Source organism: Clostridium sp. Cult2 (genome assembly GCF_021655075.1).
Classification (GTDB): Bacteria; Bacillota; Clostridia; order Tissierellales; family Tepidimicrobiaceae; genus Schnuerera.
Genome location: NZ_PPXX01000091.1, coordinates 20291 through 37566, shown reverse-complemented (window position 1 = coordinate 37566; position 17276 = coordinate 20291). Strand labels below are relative to the sequence as shown.

The 17276-nt window shown below is 31.7% G+C and carries 16 protein-coding genes; 3 read left to right on the top strand and 13 right to left on the bottom strand.

The annotated features are described in order from the left end of the window. Positions 1-4: 4 nt before the first annotated feature. The 7 genes from fdhF to ybaK form a co-directional block, all read right to left on the bottom strand. Positions 5-2683 carry a formate dehydrogenase subunit alpha gene (gene fdhF / locus C3E90_RS09425; protein WP_236915387.1) on the bottom strand — a complete coding sequence of 893 codons (2679 nt, stop codon included), beginning with the start codon at positions 2681-2683 and terminating at the stop codon, positions 5-7. A 12-nt stretch (positions 2684-2695) separates the two neighbouring features. After that, positions 2696-3631 (bottom strand): 2Fe-2S iron-sulfur cluster-binding protein, encoded by a 936-nt coding sequence (locus C3E90_RS09420; RefSeq protein WP_236915386.1) that lies wholly within the window; start codon positions 3629-3631, stop codon positions 2696-2698. A gap of 16 nt (positions 3632-3647) precedes the next feature. Beyond that, positions 3648-5465 carry an NADH-quinone oxidoreductase subunit NuoF gene (locus tag C3E90_RS09415; RefSeq protein ID WP_236915403.1) on the bottom strand — a complete coding sequence of 606 codons (1818 nt, stop codon included), beginning with the start codon at positions 5463-5465 and terminating at the stop codon, positions 3648-3650. Positions 5466-5531: 66 nt separating this feature from the next. Further along, positions 5532-6017, bottom strand: coding sequence for an NADH-quinone oxidoreductase subunit NuoE (gene nuoE, locus C3E90_RS09410; RefSeq protein WP_236915385.1), 486 nt, complete (start codon positions 6015-6017; stop codon positions 5532-5534). Between the two features lie 244 nt (positions 6018-6261). Next, positions 6262-7593, bottom strand: coding sequence for a circularly permuted type 2 ATP-grasp protein (locus C3E90_RS09405; protein ID WP_236915384.1), 1332 nt, complete (start codon positions 7591-7593; stop codon positions 6262-6264). Further along, the gene (locus C3E90_RS09400; protein WP_236915383.1) at positions 7571-8896 is read right to left on the bottom strand and encodes a glutamate--cysteine ligase; all 1326 of its coding nucleotides are present in this window, start codon (positions 8894-8896) and stop codon (positions 7571-7573) included. Before C3E90_RS09400 ends, C3E90_RS09405 begins: the two co-directional genes overlap by 23 nt. 140 nt (positions 8897-9036) lie before the next feature. After that, positions 9037-9522: a Cys-tRNA(Pro) deacylase gene (gene ybaK, locus C3E90_RS09395; protein WP_442870574.1), complete on the bottom strand. Its 486-nt coding sequence runs from the start codon at positions 9520-9522 to the stop codon at positions 9037-9039. 202 nt (positions 9523-9724) lie between these two features. Here ybaK and C3E90_RS09390 point away from each other — a divergent pair, with 202 nt between their 5' ends. Further along, on the top strand, positions 9725-9928 hold the full coding sequence (locus tag C3E90_RS09390) for a TOBE domain-containing protein (protein WP_236915382.1): 204 nt from the start codon (positions 9725-9727) through the stop codon (positions 9926-9928). Between the two features lie 174 nt (positions 9929-10102). On the opposite strand, the gene C3E90_RS09385 is transcribed toward C3E90_RS09390, so the two are convergent. Genes C3E90_RS09385 through C3E90_RS09375 form a run of 3 tightly spaced genes read right to left on the bottom strand, consistent with a single transcriptional unit; the run spans position 10103 to position 13206 of the window. Further along, on the bottom strand, positions 10103-11230 hold the full coding sequence (locus C3E90_RS09385; RefSeq protein ID WP_236915381.1) for an ABC transporter permease: 1128 nt from the start codon (positions 11228-11230) through the stop codon (positions 10103-10105). Continuing rightward, the gene (locus tag C3E90_RS09380; RefSeq protein WP_236915380.1) at positions 11217-12272 is read right to left on the bottom strand and encodes an ABC transporter permease; all 1056 of its coding nucleotides are present in this window, start codon (positions 12270-12272) and stop codon (positions 11217-11219) included. Before C3E90_RS09380 ends, C3E90_RS09385 begins: the two co-directional genes overlap by 14 nt. A gap of 1 nt (position 12273) precedes the next feature. Continuing rightward, a complete protein-coding gene (locus C3E90_RS09375) occupies positions 12274-13206 on the bottom strand; it encodes an ABC transporter ATP-binding protein (protein WP_236915379.1) in 933 nt (310 codons plus the stop codon). A 183-nt stretch (positions 13207-13389) separates the two neighbouring features. Here C3E90_RS09375 and C3E90_RS09370 point away from each other — a divergent pair, with 183 nt between their 5' ends. Together C3E90_RS09370 and C3E90_RS09365 are read left to right on the top strand one after the other, a co-directional pair. Further along, entirely contained in the window at positions 13390-14436 is a 1047-nt protein-coding gene (locus C3E90_RS09370; protein ID WP_236915378.1) for a sensor histidine kinase, read from the top strand. A 5-nt stretch (positions 14437-14441) separates the two neighbouring features. Beyond that, complete coding sequence (locus C3E90_RS09365) at positions 14442-15062, top strand: response regulator transcription factor (protein WP_236915377.1); 621 nt, start codon at positions 14442-14444, stop codon at positions 15060-15062. A gap of 199 nt (positions 15063-15261) precedes the next feature. On the opposite strand, the gene C3E90_RS09360 is transcribed toward C3E90_RS09365, so the two are convergent. The 3 genes from C3E90_RS09360 to C3E90_RS09350 all read right to left on the bottom strand — a co-directional run bounded on the left by C3E90_RS09360 (position 15262) and on the right by C3E90_RS09350 (position 16916). Continuing rightward, entirely contained in the window at positions 15262-15927 is a 666-nt protein-coding gene (locus C3E90_RS09360) for a DNA alkylation repair protein (RefSeq protein WP_236915376.1), read from the bottom strand. Between the two features lie 159 nt (positions 15928-16086). Then, positions 16087-16251, bottom strand: a complete 165-nt coding sequence (locus C3E90_RS09355; protein WP_236915375.1) for a hypothetical protein — start codon at positions 16249-16251, stop codon at positions 16087-16089. 194 nt (positions 16252-16445) lie between these two features. Then, complete coding sequence (locus C3E90_RS09350) at positions 16446-16916, bottom strand: methyltransferase family protein (protein ID WP_236915374.1); 471 nt, start codon at positions 16914-16916, stop codon at positions 16446-16448. Positions 16917-17276 lie beyond the last annotated feature (360 nt).

Below are 17276 nucleotides of genomic sequence, written 5' to 3'. Positions count from 1 at the left end.
AGATTCAACTCCCTAGTTTTTCTATTTTAACAGCAGCCACCTTTAATTCTGGAATCTTTGCAATAGAATCCAGTTCTGTATTAGTAAGATAGTTAGCTGCTCCTTCAGCAAAATGGAAGGGCATAAATAGTACATCTTCGTCTATTATATCAGTAATTTTAGCCCATGTCGTTATACTTCCCCGTCTTGAGGTTAACCTTACCTTTTCACCTTGGGAAATACCTAGTTTATTAGCCGTTACTTCGTTTATCTCAACATAGGATTTAGGGGATAGTTTGTTTAATCCCTTTACTCTCCCTGTCATAGTCCTTGTATGATAATGGTATAATACTCTTCCTGTAGTAAAAATAAATGGGTATTCTGCATCTACTACCTCTGCACTCTCTCTATGGTCTATTGCCATAAATAACCCTTTACCTCTAGCAATTATATCCTTATGGAGATATTCAGTTCCTGGATGGTCTAAAGTTGGACAAGGCCATTGTATACCTTCTTCTTCTAATCTGCTATAGGTAATCCCACCATATTGGGGTACAACAGTCCTAATCTCCTCCATTATTTCAGAAGGATGGATATATTTTTCCTTATATCCCAGTCTATTCATAATCTCCATTATTATCTTCCAATCAGGTTTGGAATCCCCTACTGGTTCTATGGCCTTTCTTACTCTTTGGACTCTTCTTTCTGTATTGGTAAAGGTTCCATCTTTTTCTGCAAAAGAAGCTGCCGGTAATACTACATCAGCCAATTCTGCTGTTTCAGTTAAGAAGATATCCTGTACCACCAAAAAGTCTAGATTTGTTAATGCTTTCCTTACATGGTTTATATCTGGATCTGATACCATAGGATTCTCACCCATTATATATATAAACTTAATATTTCCATTTTCAGCTTCATCTAATATTTCTGGAATAGTAAGGCCAACTTTATTAGGAATATTTGAATCCCACAACTCTTCAAACTTTTCCTGTATTTCAGGTTTAAAAACTTTTTGATATCCTGGTAAATCTGCTGGAAGTCCACCCATATCACAAGCTCCTTGGACATTGTTTTGGCCTCTTAATGGATTTACACCAGCAGAAGATTTGCCTATATTTCCACAAAGAAGACTTAGATTGGATATACTCATTACAGAATGAGTTCCAGTAGTGTGTTGAGTTATTCCCATAGCATAGTATATTCCAGCCTTTTCTGCTTCTGCATATATAAGGGCTGCTTTTATAATATCTTCTTCATCTACTTCACATATTTTTGCAACTATTTCTGGAGTATATTCCCTTACTGTCCTTTCAAATTCTTCAAAGTTCTCCGTTCTCTCTTCAATAAACCTTTTATCATGTAGTCCACGGTTTATAATTACATTCATCATTCCGTTTAATAGGGCTATATTTGTACCTGGTTTTATCTGAAGGAACACATCTGCATAGTCAGCTAATTCAATCCTCCTTGGATCTGCCACTATTAATTTTGCTCCTTTCTTAATAGCTCTTTTCATAACCGTACCAATTACTGGATGGTTTTCTGTAGTATTAGAGCCAATTACAAATAATGCATCTGTATCCAAAATTTCCTCTATGCTATTAGTCATAGCACCACTTCCCAATGTAGTTGCAAGACCTGCAACCGTTGAAGCATGTCAGAGGCGAGCACAGTGGTCTACATTATTGGTCCCTATTACTGCTCTGAATAATTTCTGGAATAAATAATTTTCTTCATTTGTACATCTAGCTGAAGTCAGTCCTGCAAAGGCTTCTGATCCATATTCTTCCTTTATTTCTTTTACTTTATTCACTATTAATTTATATGCTTCATCCCAACTGGCTTCTTCAAATTTACCATCTCTCTTTATAAGAGGAGTTTTTAACCTATCTGGATGATTTATAAAGGGATAACCAAACCTACCCTTAACACAGAGTAATCCATTATTGGCCTTTCCTTTAGCTGGTTCTACTCCTACAACTTTATCTCCTTTTACCAATATTTCTATTTGACAACCTACACCGCAGTAAGAACAAGTTGTTTTTACTTTTTTCACTTCCCAAAGTCTAAACTTTTCTTTTCTCTTTGGCATTAAAGCTCCTACTGGACATGCAACAACACAGTTTCCACAGGATACACAATTGGACGTAGCTAATCCCATATCGAAAGGAGTAACCACCTTAGTATCAAACCCTCTATTTTCTAATCCAATCGCATCAGTACCTTGAAGCTCAGAACATACTCTAACACATTTACCACATAAAATACATTTATTAGGGTCATAGGTATAGAAATGGTTGGAATAATCTATAGGGTAGTTCTTTTTATCACCTACATAGGTTCCCGTTTCAACACCATATTCAAAACAATAGTTTTGAAGGGCACATTCCCCTGATTTATCACAGGTAAGACAATCGTTAGGATGATTTGAAAATAATAAATCTAGTATATCTTTCCTTGCATTGATTACTTTTTCGCTATGGGTCTCTATAGCCATTCCATCCCTTACCATAAGGGAACAGGAGGTTTCAAGTTTTCCTTTACCTTTCACCTCAACTAAACATAACCTACAAGCAGCATGAGGTTCTAATCTATCATCATAACATAAAGTTGGTATGTCTATTCCAATTTTTCTACAGGCCTCAAGTACTGTAATATGGTCCTCTACTTTATATGTTTTACCATTTATGGTCATTTCAGCCATCTTACTCAACTCCTACTTGCTTTTCTCATCTTCTAATAGTTTTTCAAATATACCATCTAGCTCTAAAGCTTCCTTCCAGCTAGTTTCTATAAACTTTCCATTTTCCTTTTTATAAGGGTTTTCTGGTTCTTCTACGTATATTAATTCAGTAGTAAGCCTTCCCTTTAAGCATAAAGGTCTTCCTTCTGAAGGAGCTTTTGCTCTAACAGCAATGTTTTTACCATTTTTAGATAATACTTCAAAATTACATCCATAATCGCAGGCTTTACATTTCACGCCTTTCACATTGCTCTCCCAAGTTCTTGTTTTTCCTAAAAGTCTTCTATCTATAAGAGCCCCTACAGGACAAACAACTACACATCTATTACAAGAAACACAGGTAGATTCCTCTAAAGAAAAATCTGCATTAGCAACTATTCTAGTATTAAATCCTCTTCCTGCAAAGGAAAGTACTTCTCTACCCTGTATCTGTGCACAAGTCCTAACACATTTTCCACATAAAATACATTTACTATCATCTTTCAAAATATAAGGACTAGATGTATCAACATAATTAAGTTTCCTAGCTCCATCATGTTCTCTAAATTTTACATCATACCTATAAGCATATTCTTGTAGTAAACATTCCCCAGCCTTTTGACAAGTTAAACAGTCATTAGGATGATTATCCAAAAGCAATTGGAGTATTTCCTTCCTTAATTTTACTACTTTTTCCGTTTCTGTATATACTACCATTCCTTCTTTTACCTTTGTAGAACAAGAAGTTTCCAATTTACTTTTCCCTTCTATCTCCACTAAACACATCCTGCAGGCAGATACAATCTCCAAATTAGGGTCATAACATAAAGCTGGTATATCTATGCCTGCTTTCTTAGCTGCTTGAATAATGTAATAATCCTTAGGCACAGTTACCTTTTTTCCATCTATAGTAAGAGTTACTTTTTCCATAACGAACCTCCCATTTCTATCTCTTTATAACTGCTCCAACTGGACAAACTTCCATACACGTACCACATTTAATACATTCTTCAGTATTTATTACATGTCTTTCCTTTACCTTTCCACTAATACATGAAACAGGACAGTTCCTAGCACATTTAGTACAACCTATACAATCTTCTGTAATGAAAAATTGTAATAGGGCTTGACATGAACCTGCAGGACATCTTTTTTCATAAACATGAGCTTCGTATTCATCCCTAAAATATTTTATTGTGGATATTACTGGGTTTGCAGCTGTTTGTCCTAAACCACATAAAGAACCGTTGGTTATGGTTTCAGATAAGGATTCAAGGGTGTCTAAATCTTCTGGTTTTCCTTCACCTTTGGTTATTCTCTCTAATATTTCCAACATCCTCTTAGTTCCTTCTCTACAGGGTACACATTTTCCACAAGACTCTTCAACAGTAAAATCTAGGAAAAATCTTGCAATATCTACCATGCAATCATCTTCGTCAAGTACAATCATTCCTCCAGACCCCATTATAGAGCCTAGTTTCCCTAGAGAACCAAAATCAACTGGAGTATCTAAATGTTCTTTTGGAATACATCCTCCTGAGGGTCCTCCCGTCTGTACTGCCTTAAATTCTTTTCCTTTAGGTATTCCTCCACCTATATCAAATATTATCTCCCTTAGTGTAAGTCCCATAGGAATTTCTACCAAGCCCGTATTGTTTATCTTGCCACCTAATGCAAATACTTTAGTACCTGGAGAATCTTCGGTTCCTATACTTTTAAACCATTCTACTCCATTTTGGAATATGGCAGGAACATTGGCAAAAGTTTCAACATTGTTTATAATGGTAGGTTTTCCCCATAGCCCTTTATGAGCAGTCCTATGAATTTTTGTCCTTGGCATTCCTCGTTTACCTTCAATGGACTCCATCAAAGCTGTTCCTTCACCGCATACAAATGCTCCTGCTCCAAGCCTTAACTCTATATCAAAATTAAAATCTGTTCCAAATATATTTTTGCCTAACAAACCCTTTTCTTTAGCTTGTTCTATTGCAATTTCTAGTCTATGGACTGCAATAGGATACTCAGCCCTTACATATATAAATCCTTGGTCAGAACCTATGGCATAACCGCATATGGCCATAGCTTCCAATACAGAGTGAGGATCTCCTTCAAGAATAGATCTGTCCATAAATGCTCCTGGATCTCCTTCATCTGCATTACATATTACATATTTTTTATCCGATGGATACTTAAATGCTGTTTCCCATTTCCTCCCTGCTGGAAATCCTGCTCCACCTCTACCTCTCAAATTAGCTTCCTTCATTAAATCAATTACTTCTTGTTGTGTCATATCCATAACTACCCTGGCTAAAGCCTGGTACCCATCTAAGGCTATATATTCATCTATATTTTCATAATCAATTATTCCACAGTTTCTCAAAGCAATTTTAGCTTGCTTTTTATAAAAATTTACTTCAGATACTGGTTTGACTCTTCCATCTTCAATAGCCCCTCTATACACTAATTCTTCAACAATTTCATCATTACATAGATGCTTTTCTACAATTATATCTACGTCCTCTTCTTTTATATGACTGTAGAATATACCCTCTGGATATATTTCAATATTGGGACCTGTCTCGCATAATCCAAAACAACCTGCTAAACTAACCTTAATATTTTCATCTAAACCCTTTTCTCTTATTTTTTCTTCAAATAATCCCTTGATTTCTCCAGCATTAGAAGAATGGCAACCAGGTCCCCCGCATATTAAAACATGTTTCCCAGGTAAAACTTTATCCTGGTTTCGTAACCTTAATCTCATGGTCTCCAAGGTTTTTTCTTTAATATCATTTAACTTTTGGATTGTCATCATGTTTTACGCCTCCAATTATCTATGCTTATTTAATATTTCTTCTACATCATCGGCAGTAAGCCTACCATATATATGATCATTTATCATTAATACAGGGGCTAAACCACAGGCTCCTAGACACCTAGTAGCATTAATAGAAAACTTTCTATCTGGAGTTGTTTGCCCTACTGTTATTCCTAATTCCTTTTCTACTTTAGCTAATATCTCTTGAGCTCCTTTTACATAGCATGCAGTACCTAAACATACGCCTATTTTATTTTCTCCCTTTGGAATTAGGGTAAATTGAGAATAAAATGTAGCTACTCCATAGATTTCAGATAATGGAATTCTAAGTTCTTCAGAAACCATCTTTTGAATTTCTATAGGAAGATAACCAAATGATTTCTGAGCTTCTTGCAATACTGACATTAGTACGCCCTTTTTTCCTCTATTCTCTTCTATAAAAATTTTCAAATCTTTTATCTTCTTTTCATTTTCTTTCCAATCAAATATAAATTCCATCTTCAAACCTCCCTTGTAATCTAACCCAAAAATAGACAGCCAATATTCGAATATGCTGTCTCTTTTTTCAATAGATGTTTTATCCAATATTATCCATTCATATTTAGTTTGTAATATTAACAATAAGTCCAATATATTCTTATATAGTAATGTATTTTGGAACAATTGTCAATATAGCCAGCTTGAAGGATATTAGGTTTTTGCATCCATATAATCAATTTAAAGGCATTTTAGCATAATTATGCTAAAACGCCTTTGGTTTGATTAACATATTTGGTATAGAAAAATAGCCTTCTCTCCCAAATATTATGTTTTCTCTACTTATTCTAGTATATACTCCAGCAAATTTCTCATTATACATATAAACCCCAATGTTAAGCTTAAAATCTCTAACCTTGGGTTTCCCATCTTCAAATTGAATAAAAGGTCTAGTAAAAGGGTCAATGAATTCTTGGAATAGGTAGTCCTTATTCCAACAATTCGTAAGTATTTCCTTCCACTCATCAAAAGAAAAATCCCTACCAGCATTGACTCCTTTGGAGGCAAAAGAATCTATTGGTTTTATTATATATTTGTCCTTATTATTTAAAACTTTCTTAAATATCTTTTCATCTCCACCAAATTCCTCAGTAATAGGCACATGCTTTTTAATGAGTTTTCTTTCTTCTTCTGATAAGAATGATAAAGTATCTTTGTCGTGAAGTATCTTAAATATTATTTTATTATGCATTATTTGAGATCTAAGAGAACCAATAACACAAACAGTTCCATCTTTATAAGCCTTTATTAAATCAGGTATTTCATTGGATTTTTCCATAAATTCTACGGTTACTATTCTTCTATATATAAGATCTATTCTCATACCTTCATAATATAGTTTACCATCTATATACCTTAAATCCCTAGGATCTACAATAACTGCATTATAACCTTTCTTTATATAAGCCTTTTTAAAAGTTTCAAACTCAGCTGTTATTCCACTTTCTTTAAAATCTACAATTGCTATATTAGGATTATCAACCTTTTTATCAAATCTACTGTATATCCTTAGACTTTCCTCAACCCAGCTATCAATTAATTCAAAGTATGAAATTTGATACTTCTCTTTCATCTTTTCCATGGATTTAGTTTCTAACAATATATTGGAAAAAATATTATCTTCGTTCATACCTGAAGTACCATCTGTATTTACTTCAATAAATTTAAATTTATCTCCTCCCCCGTAGAAAAGATCGAACCTTCCTATGGGAATATTTATATCATAACCTGGATCTACCAATATAAGTTCTTCCAGCAATTTTGGATATTTGAATTTTTTCCTATATTGGGATGATTCTAAATAATTATTTGTGACTTTATTGGCTATAGATATTAAAATGTCACCTATTCTATGAAAAGTTTCAATATCCTCTTCAGTAAAAAACATTGGCTGGTATAGAAAAGGTATAGGCTTTCCTTTATATTTTGCATTGGAATTTTCTACTTTTTCCACTGTTCTTATATAGTCTTTATAGTATTTTTCGGGGTTTTCCTTTATTAAATCTATATATTCTTTAGTTAAACTCAACCCGTCCATGCTCATTCCCCTCCACTAAATGGTTTAATATACACCAATTTATTGATTCTTTTTTCCCTAGATATTCTTTTTCTCTTATTATTTCATAAGGATTCTTTTTTTCCATTATCATTTTTTCTAAAGGTAGAATATATCTTAATTCATCTGAATTTAAACCAGCCTTTGCTATTTCCATAATCATCTTTCCTATTTCATATATGGATTTATCTTTGAATTTACCATCTATACCCTTGTTAAAAATGCTTATTTTTGTCTTTTCAACATCATCAATAGTTAAATCCTTAATATGCTCATATACTTTATTTAAATTATTTTTATCATATAATATTCCTTTTAATAAAGCAACTGCAGCAAGGTTTAAAGGGTAAGGTATAGCATCTATCATACGTATTTCTATATATTTTTTTGTTCTTACATCTGGAAAAAACATAGTGAGCATATGTTCTAACTCTTCAATTGAATAATTTTCCGGATTGAAAATTTCTTTAACTAATTTATTTCCAGTGGAATACATATTCTTCCCATCATCCATAAAAATAGGAGGACCATTTAAAATATATTCTGCATATTTTTCATAACCAAAATCCTTGTCAAAAACACCTTTTACTATACCAGACCTATCCCTATCACAATTTTCCCAAATATAAGCTCTTAAATTATGTTTATTCCACCTTTGTCCTTCAAAATAAAATCCATTATCAAACATAGCATATAATACAGGTGATAGTGCATTGGCTATTTTGAACTTTTTAATATAATCTTCCTCTGATTTATAATCCACAGCTACTTGTAATGAGGCTGTACCCTTCATCATATTATGGGCATGGATTCCTTTATTCTTAAAATATTCAAACATATAGCTATATCGCTTCTTTGGTAAAATTTTAATATCATTGATTCTAGTTTCTGGATGATAGCCAATAGCAATCAATCCTTGGTTTTTTCTTTCTAAAATTGGTATTATCTGTTGAAGAAAACCCAAATATTCCCTTTCTATCTCCTCAATATTCTTTTGTGGTTTTACACTAAACTCTAATTGACTTCCTGGTTCAAGAGTTATTACTTTATTGTTGCTATTAAGTCCTAACAAATAATCTCCTTCATAACTGCCTTCCCATCCTTGAGTTTCTAATTCCTTTAAAGTCTCTTCTACACCATCTTTACCGTAATAAGAAATAGTTTGTAAAGTATCTTTATCTATTACAAAATGTTCAAATTCTATTCCAATTTTAAAGTCTTCTTCAATTTTTTCATGGCTTTTGAAATATTTTACTATTTCATTTACTTGCTTATTATAATCCACCTTTTATATCTCCTCTCCAATATCCTACTAATATATATTATTTCAATTATCTAATATTCAAATACCCATTAAAATTATTCTTAAAAAATAAAGTAGCTTAATTTCTAATAATTAGGCTACTTTATCAATATTTAACTATGTTATTTTACTAATACATCTATTACTGCTCTGGTAATATTCTGCAATTCTTCTGGGCTTAATTCAATCTGAACCCCAATTTTACCTCCACTTATAATTATTGTTTCTAGGCTAAAAGCAGATTTATCTATAAAAGTAGGATAATCCTTTTTCATACCTATTGGTGAACAACCTCCTCTAATATATCCAGTATGCTTGGTAATATCCTTTACAGGTATCATTTCAATCTTTTTTTCTCCAGAGACTTTTGCAGCTTTCTTAAGATCTAATTCTTCTGCTACAGGAATAATAAATACATATAGTCCTCCACTATTTCCTTGAGCTACTAAGGTCTTAAATACAGACTTTAGGTCTTTCCCAATCTTTTTAGCAACAGAAATTCCATCTATTCTACCATCTTTACCATCATAAATGATTATTTTGTATTCTACATTATTAGTGTCAAGAATACGCATTGCATTGGTCTTTACTTTTGACAAATTGCCCACCTTCTTAAATTATCTAAACATAGTTTAATATATTATATCAAAATATATACAAAGCTCAACTTTGTAAGCCCATGAGAAAAAGCCTATATAACAATTAAGACCCCTCATTTCGTATATTTGTTTTATTGTTTTGGTTAATCTTTGCATATTATCTACTAAATTGCTTAAACTAATCTAAACTACTTTATATGGAGGTTTTTAAATGCAAATATCAGCAAGAAATCAATTAGATGCTACAATTAAAGATATAATCAAAGGGCCTGTATCTACAGAAGTTGTATTAGATGTTGGCGGTCAGGCAATGGCAGCTTCCATTACTACTACATCCGCCAATAACCTAAATTTGAACATTGGAGATAATGTTACCGCCCTAGTTAAAGCATCTTCTGTTATGATTATGAAATAACTACTATGAATCATATAAAAGGATTCACTAATATTAACATTAAGTACCCAATGACAAAAAAATATTTGTAAAAAATATTAATAATAGCTCCTTCAAAGAATGTTCCCTGAAGGAGCTATGCAATTTTCATTACATATTGTACTATTATAATTTAGAAATTTAAATATCCAAAATCTAAACCTTCTGAGCTGTTTTAGAAAAATATAATCCCATAAAGAGAAAAGCTATGGCAAACAAAATTTCCATAAAAATTTCATACCTTATATCTAAAAATGAACTAGCTTGCATATCATTTATTCTAACAAAATAATAGGTTGGAAAGAATTTTGCTATGGTTAAAACCTTCTTGCTTAAAAACTGTTGAGGTACCATTACACCTGATATAAAAGAAGTGCCTAGGGATAATACTGTAGATATACTATTTATTACATATTTATTCCTAGTAATATTATTAACTAAAAATGTAAGACATAAAATTGAAAAGGAAAAAACTATAGTATTAATTACATACATGCCAAAATTCACTTCTCTTATATATTTTCCCTTTAAAACGATACTTCCTAGAATAAAAATTAATGTGATAATACTAGCTAATGTCAATTGTCCAAAATACATCTCCCTATTAAACTTTAAAAATCTCTTTGAGGATATTTTTCTTCTATTTTCAATATTGAGATCCGTAAAATCTGACATTACCAAGCCCATTACTGCAATATAAGTGGCTATGATTACATAACCCGTAAAATTGAAATAAGATCTAAACCATTCATTAGCACCATAATTTCTTACTTTGCCACCATCTTTGATTAATTCCACATGGATTTTCTCATTTAATGCTGTATTTATGCCATCTAAGTCAAATTTACCCTCTTTATAAGTCGCATTAAGAAAGATAAAAAATTTATTGAGTTGAGTTTCAATTTGCATGGATTCAATCTTCCTATCATCCCTATAGACTTCAACTGCTTTTTCCTTATTTATTACCTTTTTTTCAAAATCCTCAGGAATTACTATTATAGCATCTGCTACTTCCAAAAAGATTTGCTCTTTAATAGATTCCTCATCTTGAACAACATCTACTATATGGTTCTTCTCTCTTAAATAATCCTTTAAACTATTGGATAGTTGGCTATTATTATTATCTATTATTCCAATATTCAACTTAGTCTCTATAAAACTTGTTTCTCTTCCAGTAGAATTGTAACCATTTATAATTGATAAAATGAAGAATACTATAGTATAAGATAGGATTGCCCATTTGTTTCTCAAGGCTATTTTAATAAAATACTTATATACTATCATAGTTTCGCCTCCTTAAAAATATATAGGATGTGAATATTAAGGCTACAGAATATATAGCTAAAATTATAATGCCTTCTCTGGCACTTTTAGTGCTTTCCAATAAGTTTATCCTATATAGATTATTGCTTATAATGGAGATTGGATTAATTCTACCTAAAATAGGGATGTTTTTATCTAACATTATCTTAATATGGGGACCCATCATGCCTGTTAAAAAGGATAAAATTAAAGTAGTTGCTACAGCCATTAAAGTTTTTACATTGTGATTTCTATTATTGGAGGCACCAATAAATATTCCAAGGGCAGTTCCAAATAGATTGCCTAATATTATGAAAATACTACTATATTTAGTCTCATTAAATAGTTGAATTTTTAAAGCATATTTAATAAAGATAAATAGTATCCCATTGGCGAATAGATTCAATGCTAATGCAACTATAACTCCTGCTATTAGAAAATTATATTTTTTTAATGGAGTAATATTAATTCTTGCACCTATATTAGATAAATTAGCTTGAATTAAGCTAACTGTTGTAATTCCAGCAAAGGCTCCATAGGTAGAAACCATAGCAATTAATGAATAAAAAGTAACAATTATTGGATTTGCATTCTGATTCCTATCCAATATATAATCTACGTCAAAATCATAATTTTCAATAGGCCTACTTAGTCTTTCCATCTGCTTTATCTGTTCAATTATTTCTTTTATTATAGTTTGATTTATGCCAGATTTTTTTACCATTAGATTTAAGTCCTCATCTATAAAACCATGTATCTCATCATTGCTTACCTTTTCTATGGCTTGGTCCTTAGAAATTTTATGAATGTTTAATATTTCAATTTCTTCTAATATATATCCAATTCCATTCCCTTCTTCTATCCCTACATCAATATTTTTTAACTCTATATTCATCATGCCACTAAAGGCCACATAGAAAAAAATAGATATAATTAATGGATATACTAAGCTCCAAAATGAAAATCCAAAATCCCTAAATAAATTTTTCCCTTGATATAAACAATTTCTAAATAGATTTCTCATATTAATCCCTAAGCTCCTTTCCTGTTAACTCCAAGAATACATCATTCAATGTAGGTAATTGACTGTGAAGCTTGGTATAGGTTAGGTCCTTTTCCTTAATAAAATCCAAAAGATTGGTTAAGTTGTTGAGACCATTTTCAAATTTTATAATGTAGTCCACCCCATCTCTTTCTATATCGATTACATGGGGCAGGTTTTTCATCCTTAAAACTACCTCATCTTGGATAGTGGAAAATCCAACTACTATCTTTTCTGAAGTGGTTATCATGGATTTTAGTTCTTCTTTGGTCCCCGAAACCAAATCCTTCCCATTATCCATGATAATGATTCTCTTACATAACATTTCTGCTTCTTCTAAATAATGGGTTGTATATATAATAGTGCTACCTTCTCTATTTAGTTCTTTTATTCCATTTAAGATAAAGTTTCTACTTTGGGCATCTACTGCAACGGTAGGTTCATCTAAAAATATTAACTTAGGCTTATGAGCAATCCCACAAGCGATATTCAGTCTTCTCTTTAAACCACCGCTTAATTTTTTAGGATAAAATTTTATAAAATCCTTTAGACCAACAAATTCTATTGCTTCATCTACATATTTTTTTCTTAAATTCTTATCATCCACATATAACCCACAAAAGTAATCTATATTTTCCCTCACCGTTAAATTTTCAAAAACGGAAACCTCTTGAGGTACTAATCCTATTTGTTGCTTTATATTATAAGAATTAGGGGTCATCTTTTTCCCAAAAACTTCTATCTCCCCTTTATCAAAGCTTAGTAAGGATAATATACAATTTATAGCTGTAGTCTTCCCACAACCATTCGGCCCTAAAAGTCCTATAATTTCCCCTTCTTCTACTTCCATATTGAAATGATCAAGAGCAATTAATTCCTTATATCTCTTTACTAAATTATTCACCTTTACTACCATCTACATCACTCCCATATATCATTGTAAGACCATTATATGATTTAAAATCCTACTATTGTAGTGTATAAAGTTATGATTTTATATGACATTTGTCATAACTGAAATTGTATTTGTTGGCAAATGCTAGTATAATTTAAATATAAATATATTTAGTAGTCTTTCAATTTTTTAGGAGGAACTAAAATGAGAAAACTTTGGGAAAAATCCTTGGTTCTATTATTCTGTTTATATAATACTTACAATATCAATCCTGATGGAAATTTGGCTTTTTACTTTCTTACAAGTATTATCTTTTCTCTAGCTTTGGATTTATTCGATAAAAAAGGAGTAAAAATAATTATCTACATTTTATTTTTAATACTATGTTTTTCCAATACTTTATTCCTATTTTATTTACCTCTAATCTTATACAATATGTATTTTGATTTTGGCATATATACTTTATTTACTCTAGCTTTAATGTTAATGGATTTTTCCCCAATGAACTTCTTTATCTCAATCATCTCAGTTCATCTTGCAGCCATGACAAAAAAACATAATATTCTTTTAGACGAAAACAAGATAGTAAGAGATGAATTAAAAGAAGACACCCTATATTTACAAAAGTATAATGAACAATTGAAAATAGATCGGGAAAAGAATATTCAAATTGCCATACTTACAGAGAGAAATAGGATTGCAAGAGAGCTTCATGATTCAATAGGCCATGGGATAAGTAGCAGTATATTGCAGGTAGAGGCTTTAAAAATTATATCTACTGAAGATAAGATGTTAAAAAACTTAGATATTCTCCAAGATACTTTAAAAAACGGAATGGAGGATATTAGAAAGAGTATCCATAATCTATATAATGAATCCTTGGATTTGGAAAGTCAAATCGAGAAACTATGTAGTGAAATACCCTCCATAGACGTAGAATTTATATACAAAATTGAAGATGATTTAAGCTATGGTTTAAAATTCGATATTCTGTCGGTTATAAGAGAAGGCATTACAAATAGTGTTAAACATTCTAATGCAACAAAGTTAAAAATAACCGTACTAGAGCAACCAAAATTTTATACAATAATAATAAAAGATAATGGAACCAATTTTAATGGAAAGATTCTATTGTCTACTAAGGGTATTGGTCTTATTGCCATTAAAGAAATAGCCTATAAATACAATGGCTTTGTAAATTATAAATTTGATGAAGGTTTCAAAATTCATCTAACTTTAATGAAAGGATAATATATATGAATATAATAATTATAGATGATGACCCTCTAGTGGTAGAATCCTTAAAGACCATAATAGACGCCAATGGAATAGAAATATTGGCTGTAGGTTATGATGGCCATCAAGCTGTAAAACTTTATGATAAACATCGACCTGATTTAATCCTTATGGATATAAGAATGGAAAAGATGAGCGGAATAGATGCAACTAAGGAAGTATTAAAAATAGATTCGAATGCTAAGATACTATTGATTACCACCTTCCAAGATGATGAATATATCGGCGCAGCCCTTTCCTTAGGTTGCAAAGGTTATATATTAAAACAAAATATCAAAGGAATTATCCCTGCTATAAATGCAGTCTATTCTGGAAATTTAGTCTTTGATTCAAAAATTGTATCCAATATTAAAAAATACTCTAAAAAAGATGATATAGATATAGATTTATCTGAACGGGAATTTGATATTTTACTTTTGGTAGCAGAGGGATTAAATAATAGAGAAATTGCTGAGAAATTATTCTTAAGTGAAGGAACTGTTAGAAACTATATTTCTAACATGCTGGACAAACTCTCCCTACGGGATAGGACTCAATTGGCTATATATTATTATAAGATGAAGTATGGGGTGGAAGAATAATGGGACAGCAGGGACGGTTCTCTCTGTCCCACTCTGCATTTTACTTACCTTTTCACTTAATACTTCGCAGAAAGTAAATAAAATCTATCAAAATGTATTAGAACATGAGGAATTACCATAATATGGTGTTAGGCGATGGAACCCATAGAAACATCCAATGGTAAAATACACCCTTCATGTATTAATCAACGCATCTTAATTATTTTTGCATTAACTTTCTTCTTGTCTCTTCATCAAGTTTTTCTAGTGCATATCTGAATGAAATCCTAGGCATCCTTTTTACATTTTCAGATAGATATTTTTTCAATTGAACTGGCTCTTTGCTACCATAAACTTTAAGCATCCATCCATATCCCTTTAAAACCAAATCATTTTCGTCACACATTAGCGCATCTGAAATCATAAATGGATGTAATTGTTTACTCATCCCCTTGTTTATTGGGTATATTAAAATGACCGCTGCCGCTCTTCTCATCCAAAATTCTGGTCTATCACACCATGCGAGTATTTTATCAAATAGATCATTATACTCTGCTAATAAAGCTCCAAATGCATGTGTACAGAAATCATCGCAATCTCCCCATCCTCTTACATAATTAATTAACCATCTTTCAAATCTGTCAAATATATGATATGTATAATTTTTTCTTTCTCTAAAAGCTATGTCATACGCAATCACACCCATTGCCCATGTTTTCTGCTCTAATAAGCTTTCACATATTTCAAGCTTGCTTTCAAATGATTTATTCTCTATCAACTTATAAACTCTAGATGCAAGTTTTCTCACGTCACTAGTTTTATGTTTTCCATCATCAGGCTTTAGGGCAATAAGTTCATGGCTTACATAGTTTATAATATTCTCCACTTGTAATTTCTCCTTCCTTGCAACATAGTTGCCTGTTATTTCTATTTTGTTTCCATAAGATATTTTGTAATTTTTATATTCTTCTAGGTATTCTTTGCATCCTTATCTTTATCTCTAACCTTTCTTATTGATATATCTTCAGTGCAATTAATAATAAATTCACCATTTAGGTTGACAATCATATCTCGCAGGGATGCTATAATCGACATTAACAAATATTTGACCATGTTCCTCATAAAGTTCTGATATTCTTTTTGCTATATCATCAGCATATTTAATTAACTCAAAAGCTTTTGGTGTAAAATTTATATTCTCAATTACCATTTTCCCCTCTAACAACTCTTCTTTTTTGTTTATTACATTTTACACAAGAATTGTAACTAACTTCCCGAGTGTTTATGACGTCCGTCAATAAACATTTATTTTGATACAAGAAATTAAACCGTATTTATCCTTGAAAACAGGATGTCGAAAACACTCTGTTAGCAGAAGTATCAACTATGAAATTTTATCCCCCCTTATTTCCTCACATATGGTAGCATGAAACCTGTCTGAGCTGTATAGTCTTCCCATTCGCTCCCAAACTTGCTTTTCAAAGCCTTCTCTTCTAACTTTGCACGATAAATTTCACTAGGAAGAAACAGGAAAAACACGCCAATTAGTCCTAACCAGCTTCTAAGAGCGATAGGAAGCCCTGTAAAAGCAATAGTCATTCCAAGATACACTGGATGGCGAATAAACCTGTACGGTCCGTTCTTTACTAATACATCCAATTTCGGTTCAACCTCTCCAAAAAATGCCTCTTTTATATGCATCGCAGACCAGATAACAAGGGTAATTCCCACAGACACTATAAAAAGCCCCAGAAATTTTGCAACCTCTGTGGATATAGGAACCCTGATTTCCACTAAAAAGCTGATAATAAAAACTCCGATTCCTGCTATTACATTAAGAATAGATGGTAGGAATTCATTCTTATTTTGGTTCATTTTAACCTCCTATACTCAACATCATTGAATATTTGAGCTAACGGTTTGTTTTTAAGGAACCGACGAACGGGCCCCGCAGAGCCCTTCCCTTTAGTGATGTAAGCCCGGTGAGACGGTTTTGCAGACATGACCTATGAGCACGCCTGAAGCGTAAAAATATTGTTAATGGATTCAATTTAGAATTTATCAAAAATTCAGTAACATCATCACCTGTTAGAGGTGTAGAAAACATACTTATTATTGGTACCATGATCCAGGCAAAAATAGAGAAAGCTATTATGATGGTGAAAAACATTGAGACACAACTGTAAAATAAATTTTGCACTTTTCTGTTAAAAACAAACAATAAATTAAGTATAC

Bases quoted from the DNA above. Each gene is read 5' to 3' on its own strand.
- C3E90_RS09420 (WP_236915386.1), bottom strand. From the start codon at position 3,631: ATGGAAAAAGTAACTCTTACTATAGATGGAAAAAAGGTAACTGTGCCT.
- C3E90_RS09415 (WP_236915403.1), bottom strand. From the start codon at position 5,465: ATGAGATTAAGGTTACGAAACCAGGATAAAGTTTTACCTGGGAAACAT.
- nuoE (WP_236915385.1), bottom strand. From the start codon at position 6,017: ATGGAATTTATATTTGATTGGAAAGAAAATGAAAAGAAGATAAAAGAT.
- C3E90_RS09405 (WP_236915384.1), bottom strand. From the start codon at position 7,593: ATGGACGGGTTGAGTTTAACTAAAGAATATATAGATTTAATAAAGGAA.
- C3E90_RS09390 (WP_236915382.1), top strand. From the start codon at position 9,725: ATGCAAATATCAGCAAGAAATCAATTAGATGCTACAATTAAAGATATA.
- C3E90_RS09385 (WP_236915381.1), bottom strand. From the start codon at position 11,230: ATGATAGTATATAAGTATTTTATTAAAATAGCCTTGAGAAACAAATGG.
- C3E90_RS09380 (WP_236915380.1), bottom strand. From the start codon at position 12,272: ATGAGAAATCTATTTAGAAATTGTTTATATCAAGGGAAAAATTTATTT.
- C3E90_RS09375 (WP_236915379.1), bottom strand. From the start codon at position 13,206: ATGGTAGTAAAGGTGAATAATTTAGTAAAGAGATATAAGGAATTAATT.
- C3E90_RS09370 (WP_236915378.1), top strand. From the start codon at position 13,390: ATGAGAAAACTTTGGGAAAAATCCTTGGTTCTATTATTCTGTTTATAT.
- C3E90_RS09365 (WP_236915377.1), top strand. From the start codon at position 14,442: ATGAATATAATAATTATAGATGATGACCCTCTAGTGGTAGAATCCTTA.
- C3E90_RS09355 (WP_236915375.1), bottom strand. From the start codon at position 16,251: ATGGTAATTGAGAATATAAATTTTACACCAAAAGCTTTTGAGTTAATT.
- C3E90_RS09350 (WP_236915374.1), bottom strand. From the start codon at position 16,916: ATGAACCAAAATAAGAATGAATTCCTACCATCTATTCTTAATGTAATA.